Source organism: Cyanobium sp. BA5m-10, assembly GCF_024346255.1.
In the GTDB taxonomy this organism is placed as follows: Bacteria; Cyanobacteriota; Cyanobacteriia; order PCC-6307; family Cyanobiaceae; genus Cyanobium_A; species Cyanobium_A usitatum.
The window spans coordinates 1-5,882 of the sequence record NZ_JAGQCP010000086.1; the positions used below are offsets into that span (position 1 = coordinate 1).

Sequence of the window (5,882 nt, forward strand, 5' to 3'; positions counted from 1 at the left end):
AGGCCACGAGCTTGTCGAGGAACGCCTCCATCCCCAGCCCGTTCTTCACCAGCACCCCTGCCTGGCGCAGGGCCGTCAGATCGCCCGGTTTGGCCTGGAAGTCGTGGGGGCCCAGGTTGGGAGGGATCAGTGCGGTGACCGTGGCGCAGTCGCCCGCCACCGCCTTGGTGAACAGGGTGATCGGCAGGAAGGTGGTGACCACCTTGAACGCCTTGCCACCGGAGCTGGAGTCGTTGGTCTGCCTCGGGGCTACGCAGCCCACCAGGACGAGAGCCAGTGCCAAAAGACCGGTGCGTTGCAGGCAGGCGAACAAAAAGCTCATCAGGATTCAGACAACAAGAGTGGATGGCCCATCAGGGAAACCAGGGCGGCGACCCTCACGACAGAAGGAGCTGCAATGAGAATCATTCTTATCGTAACGGAGACTGTTTCGCCTTTTTGAGCAGGTCACGCCAGGAGAAGCCGCGGGCGGCGAGGCCTTGCTGCAGAGCGTCCAGCAGCGCCAGGGCGTGGTCAAGATCCTCACCGTCCACGCCCTGATGCCAGTCCCCGGTCAGCTGTTGGCAGGCCGCATCAAGCCCAGCAGCAGCGGTGATGGCGCCGCCGCTGGTGCGCCCATCTGGCCGAAGTCGGGCTCTTGCGCTGAGTGCATCCACCGGCGGAGGCAGGGCCTGGGGGCCTCCGCCGGTTGGCGTGTCACCGTCTTCAAAAAAACAACTGCGGGCGCCTGTGTGGCAAGCCACATCCCCCACCTGCTGCACGCTTAGCAGCAGCACGTCTGCATCGCAGTCGTAGCGAAACCCCCGCAGCAGCTGGATGTGTCCGCTGGTTGCTCCTTTGTGCCAGAGCTGCTGGCGCGAGCGGCTCCAGTAGTGCACCTGCCCGGTCTCAAACGTGGCCAGCAGCGATGGGCTGGTCATCCAGGCCAACATCAACACCGCACCGTCGAGCCAGTCCTGCGTGATGGCGGGGATCAAGCCATCGGCGTTGAAACGCAGGTGATCGACGCAGGCGCGTGGCCATCGCTCCATGGCGCTCATGCCCTGACCCCCTCATCCGGATCGAGGGGCCACATCACCCAGCCGCCCTCCTCACCGCCAGCTGCCAGGGCCTTGCGGTCGGCTCGCCAGGCCACGCTGCTGAGCGCCTGACCATTCAGTTCGAGCACCTGGAGCAGGGATCCGGCTTCCGACCACAGCGCCGCGGTGCCATCACGCGAGGCCGTGACGATCGGGGCCTGGGCAGGGCCACAGGCCAGCGCTGAGATCCGATCCAGATGAAAGGGCAGCAGCACGGCGTTCCAGGCCTCAAGGTCACCCCCCTGGCCCGACCACACCACAGCGGCCTCCGCCGCTGCGACCAGCAGCCCTTGCTGTCCGCTGGCCAACCGCGACAGCGCCAGCGCATGGATCTTGCCCGGCAGGTCACCTACGCCAAGCATGGGTTGCTGCAGATCCCGCCACAGCACCAGGCGGCGATCCAGCAAACCAGCTACGAGCCAAGGGGGGTCCGATCCCCAAACCAGCTGTAGAACCGCCGAGCCCGTTTCCAAGTGCAGCGGCTCCGGGACCGGCTGGGCCGGAGACGGCGTTGGCGGCAGGCTCCAGATCCACACCCCCTGCCCCGTGCCCACTGCCAATTGATCACCCGCTGGGCTCCAGCTCAATGCCATCACCGCAGATCCAGGAATGCGTAGGGGCGGCAGCCAGATCTGAGCCTCGCTGTGCCAGAGGCAGATCTCCGCTCCCCGTGCCACCGCCAGCAACACGCCATACGGTTGCCACGCCAGTTGATCAATCCATCCCCCCAGTGGCGGCACCGGCCTCTGTTCGGGCACGTCTCCGTCCAGTTGCCAGAGCGAGATCACACCACCCTCACCGGCGGCAGCCAGCCGGCTGCCACAGCTGGAGAAACCCAGGGCGTCAAAGCCCTTGCTCCCGGCAGCGGTGGCCTCCTGCAAGGGCCAGTCCACGCCGGCCGCGAAATCCACAAGGATGAAATCCCCAGCTGCGCTGGTGATGGCCAATTGGGCAGCCTGGGGAGCCCAGGCTAAGCCGGTGATGCAGCCCTGAACCTTGCCGCGCAGTTGCTCCTTCACCGGTCCTTGGGCCGTGGCTGATGCGGGCTGCGAGAGCTCAACCATCACGGGTGCTGCACTCCAACAGCTGGTTGAGCCGCATCCGCTGCTCGCCGTGCGGATCAGGGGCCAGCTCACCGACCAGCTCCTGAGCCAAGCGCTCGACAGCCTGCGGCCACTCCACCTCACCGGTGCGCTGCAGCAGCAGCTCCACCGAAAGCAGCCAGGCCTGCAGAGCCCTGAGATCGCTGAGCACCTGCCGCCGACCGATGGTCTGCCGCGCCAGGGAGGATGGTTCGCTGGCGAGGTGCTGGACAACAGCTGCCGTCAGGCTCTGCATGGCCTGGAGGCAGGCCCAGAGCTGCTGTTGCTGCCCCCGCAGGCTGTCCTGCCGTCGCAGCAGCCCATCGTGAAGCCGCTCGAAGCGCTCCTGCTCCTCGGGTGAGGGTTCCTGTTCCCAGGGGTCCTGACCAGAGAATTCCCGCGCGTCCGAAGTCATCGGCAGACGCCGGAGCCAGGGGGACGAGAGCAGCACCAAACGCTCCGCATCAGCAAACGATAATCATTCTCGTAAGATAGCCGCTTGGTGTTGTCCTCCTTGGCCATGCAGCGCAGAACAGCTTCACGGCAGGGGCAGAGCCCCATCACCCCAGTGGCACGCGCACCTGAGAAGCCCGCGCCTGTGCTGACCGTGGCGCTGCAGGCCACGGACCTTAGTGGCAGGCGGCAAACCGAACGGCAACTCCTCTCCCTGGCTGTTGGTCAAGACACACTTCCGGCCTGGCTGGAAATGGAGTTGGCAGGCCTGCAGCCAGGAACCACAAGGCGCTGGCGCGTGGGGCCTCGCCAGCGGCCCCTGGCACTGGTGGGCCATTCCCTCCTGCCCAGCAACGGGCTGATTTGGTTGCAGGTGGAGCTGCTCGAATCCCGCCAGCCCTCACTGCCAGGGGATGGGCCCAGTGGTTGCGCCTTGATCAGCCAGGCCGAGGTTCAGATGCTGTTTGAACGCTGGAACAACGCGTTGCAGAGCCGGGATCCGGAACGAATAGCGCACTTGTACAGCCGCGATGCGGTGCTGCTGCCAACGCTCTCGGATGAGCCCCGAACAGACCATGACAGCATCGTGGACTATTTCAGCCACTTTCTAGAGAAGCGACCCAGCGGTGAGATCAGCCAGCGGGAAATTCTGATCGGCTGCAACATGGTGCAAGACGCAGGTTTATACAACTTCCGCTTCCTTGACGGCAGCAACGCCCAGGCCCGCTACAGCTTTATCTACGTGCTTGAGAATGGTGAGTGGAAGATCTCCCACCATCACTCCTCCCTGCTGCCGGAAGCAACAAGAAGCTGATGGGCACCCTCAGGATCCAGCTCCACGACAGCCTGAGCCGGCGCAAGCGCCCCCTGCAGCTGGAGCAACCTGATCGGGTGACGCTGTATGTGTGCGGCCCCACCGTCTATGACTTGCCCCACATTGGGAATGCCAGGCCGGCTGTGGTCTTTGATGTGTTGGTGCGCTTGCTTCGCCACGCCTATCGGCAGGTGATCTATGTGCGCAACTTCACCGATGTCGATGACAAGATTAACGCGGCGGCAGCCTCAAAGGGGGTGCCCATTCGCACGATCACGGAGCGCACGATTGCCGCGTATCAGGCCGACATGCGCGCTCTGCATGTGCTTCCACCGGACCGGGAGCCCCGCGTCACCGAGCACATCAGCGACATCCAGCTCCTGATCGCCCAACTGCTGGATCGTGGCCATGCCTATGTTGCGGCGGGCCATGTGCTGTTTGAGGTGGCCAGCTTTGCCAGCTACGGCCAGCTCTCCGGCCGCACGAAGGAAGGAATGCAGGCCGGCGCCCGCGTGGAGGTGGCTCCCTTCAAGCGCGATCCCATGGATTTCGTGCTCTGGAAACCCTCCAGCCCAGACATGCCGGGTTGGGAGAGTCCCTGGGGTCGCGGACGGCCCGGCTGGCACGTGGAATGCACGGCCATGATCCAGCGCCACCTGGGTTTCCCGATCGACATCCACGGCGGCGGCCAGGACCTGATCTTTCCCCACCACGAGAACGAGATCGCTCAGGGCTGTGCTGCCACCGGTCTGCCCTATTGCCACACCTGGCTGCACAACAGCTTCATCACCGTGGCTGGGCAGAAGATGTCGAAATCCCTCGGCAATGTGCTGCTGGTCCGAGATCTGCTCCTGCAGGCTCCCGGCGAAGCCCTGCGCTTTGCCCTGCTGGCCAGCCACTACCGCCAACCCCTGGACTGGAATCAGGAGCGGCTCGTGCAGGCAAAACGCACGCTGGCGAGCTTCTACAGGGCCCTGAGTTGTAGCGACACCGCAGCAGTTGTTGGCGCGACTGGCAACGAGGGCGAACCAGATCCGATCGTGCTGCAGGCCCTGGCGGACGATCTCAACATCTCCGCCACCCTTGCCCGCCTGCATGGCCTGAGCCGGGAACTGCAACGCGCCAGCTCTGATGCTGCGCGGGAATCGCTCAGGGCCAGCCTGCTCGCCTCAGGCCGTTTGCTCGGCTTGCTCCAACAGGACCCCCTTCAGGCCCTGGCCGCCTTGCAGGCCCCGTCCCGGCCGGCCGAACGGTCGCAGCCGCAGCTGAACGAGGCGTCCATCGCCGAGCTCCAGAAGCGCCGCCTCCAGGCGCGTCAGGACGGCGACTTTCAGTTGGCCGACCGGTTGCGGCATCAGCTGATCGAGGCGGGGGTGACGGTCGCAGACGTCAGGGCCTGCCGTCCCATCGCTCCGCCAAGCCCTGCTCGACCCTCCCATCACCGTGGCTGAAACCGTGACGCGTCTCCTGCTGCTGCTGATCCGCGGCTACCAGATCCTGATCAGCCCACTGCTGGGGCCCAACTGTCGCTTCACTCCCAGCTGCTCCCAGTACGCCATCGAAGCGATCCAGATCCACGGGATAATCGGCGGCAGCTGGCTGTCGCTCTGCCGGCTGGGTCGCTGTCATCCACTTCACCCGGGTGGCTACGACCCCGTTCCACCCCCTATGCAGAAAGAGACAAGCCAGCCATGACCGCCTCTGATCCGCAACGGCGCTTGGAGCAGTTCAAGGCGTTCATGGGCGTTGGAGCCGCTGTTCAACCAAACCCGGCCCCACCGGAACGCCGCTGACGTTCCCTGCTTGGCACTTCCACCGGCCACAGCCACCAGCGGCCTTGATCGCCACCGGCCGCCAGATGACGGCCATCAGGCCGCCAGGCCAGCGCCTGGAAACCTTGCCCCTCCCCTTCCAGCGGCTGCCGCATCCGGCCGCGTCCATCCCAGAGGGCCACGGTGCCGTCGGCGGAGGCACTGGCCAGCAGGCTGCTATCAGGCGCAAAGGCAAGAGCATGAACGCGGTGCTGATGCCAAAGAAGGGGCTCGGGCTTCCAGCCCTGCTGGCTCTGATTGCGCTGTTGCCACAGCACCACGGTGTCGCCTGAGGCCACCGCCAAGGCGGGTGCCAGTCGACCAGGCTGATCGCTCCAGGCCAGGGCCCGCACCTTCGCGGGGAACCCACTGAACTGCCAGGGTCGGCCATAGCCCTCCTCGGGCCAGAGCAGCAGCGAGCGATCCATCTGGCCACAGGCCAGAAGCCCACCGATGGGCGAAAAGGCCAGGGCCAGGCCAGCCGAGCCCGTGGGGGCCCGCAGGGTCCAAGGGGCACCACAGCACCACTTCACCGTGGCAACTGGCCGCTAGCTGTACCCCATCGGCGCTCCAAGCCAGGGTCTGGATCGTGCCGGGCAACGGCAACGGTGGCTCACGCCATTGCCGGTTGGCCCCATCCCAG

At 65.5% G+C, this 5,882-nt stretch carries 8 protein-coding genes; 3 read left to right on the forward strand and 5 right to left on the reverse strand.

Going from position 1 to position 5,882, the window contains the following annotated elements; genetic code table 11:
• From KBY85_RS15530 to KBY85_RS15545, 4 genes are all read right to left on the reverse strand, one after another.
• Nucleotides 1-322: metal ABC transporter solute-binding protein, Zn/Mn family (locus KBY85_RS15530; protein WP_254962369.1), on the reverse strand; the 322-nt coding region annotated here is incomplete at its 3' end.
• 88 nt (nucleotides 323-410) lie between these two features.
• On the reverse strand, nucleotides 411-1,031 hold the full coding sequence (gene hisI, locus KBY85_RS15535; protein WP_254932348.1) for a phosphoribosyl-AMP cyclohydrolase: 621 nt from the start codon (nucleotides 1,029-1,031) through the stop codon (nucleotides 411-413).
• Between the two features lie 5 nt (nucleotides 1,032-1,036).
• Nucleotides 1,037-2,143 (reverse strand): WD40 repeat domain-containing protein, encoded by a 1,107-nt coding sequence (locus KBY85_RS15540; protein WP_254962370.1) that lies wholly within the window; start codon nucleotides 2,141-2,143, stop codon nucleotides 1,037-1,039.
• Complete coding sequence (locus tag KBY85_RS15545; protein WP_254932350.1) at nucleotides 2,136-2,576, reverse strand: hypothetical protein; 441 nt, start codon at nucleotides 2,574-2,576, stop codon at nucleotides 2,136-2,138. The genes KBY85_RS15540 and KBY85_RS15545 overlap by 8 nt, the downstream gene beginning before the upstream one ends.
• 153 nt (nucleotides 2,577-2,729) lie before the next feature.
• Here KBY85_RS15545 and KBY85_RS15550 point away from each other — a divergent pair, with 153 nt between their 5' ends.
• From KBY85_RS15550 to yidD, 3 genes are read left to right on the forward strand one after another with little or no spacing between them, the layout of a single operon-like run.
• Nucleotides 2,730-3,428 (forward strand): SgcJ/EcaC family oxidoreductase, encoded by a 699-nt coding sequence (locus KBY85_RS15550; RefSeq protein WP_254932351.1) that lies wholly within the window; start codon nucleotides 2,730-2,732, stop codon nucleotides 3,426-3,428.
• Nucleotides 3,428-4,879: a cysteine--tRNA ligase gene (gene cysS / locus KBY85_RS15555; RefSeq protein WP_254962372.1), complete on the forward strand. Its 1,452-nt coding sequence runs from the start codon at nucleotides 3,428-3,430 to the stop codon at nucleotides 4,877-4,879. Before KBY85_RS15550 ends, cysS begins: the two co-directional genes overlap by 1 nt.
• 4 nt (nucleotides 4,880-4,883) lie before the next feature.
• A complete protein-coding gene (yidD, locus tag KBY85_RS15560) occupies nucleotides 4,884-5,123 on the forward strand; it encodes a membrane protein insertion efficiency factor YidD (RefSeq protein ID WP_254962373.1) in 240 nt (79 codons plus the stop codon).
• A 64-nt stretch (nucleotides 5,124-5,187) separates the two neighbouring features.
• Here the strand turns inward: yidD and KBY85_RS15565 are convergent, their stop codons facing one another.
• Nucleotides 5,188-5,772 (reverse strand): WD40 repeat domain-containing protein, encoded by a 585-nt coding sequence (locus tag KBY85_RS15565; protein WP_254962374.1) that lies wholly within the window; start codon nucleotides 5,770-5,772, stop codon nucleotides 5,188-5,190.
• Between the last annotated feature and the right edge of the window lie 110 nt (nucleotides 5,773-5,882).

Coding starts and splice junctions, on each gene's coding strand:
- hisI (WP_254932348.1), bottom strand. CDS start 1,031: ATGGAGCGATGGCCACGCGCCTGCGTCGATCACCTGCGTTTCAACGCC.
- KBY85_RS15540 (WP_254962370.1), bottom strand. CDS start 2,143: ATGGTTGAGCTCTCGCAGCCCGCATCAGCCACGGCCCAAGGACCGGTG.
- KBY85_RS15545 (WP_254932350.1), bottom strand. CDS start 2,576: ATGACTTCGGACGCGCGGGAATTCTCTGGTCAGGACCCCTGGGAACAG.
- cysS (WP_254962372.1), top strand. CDS start 3,428: ATGGGCACCCTCAGGATCCAGCTCCACGACAGCCTGAGCCGGCGCAAG.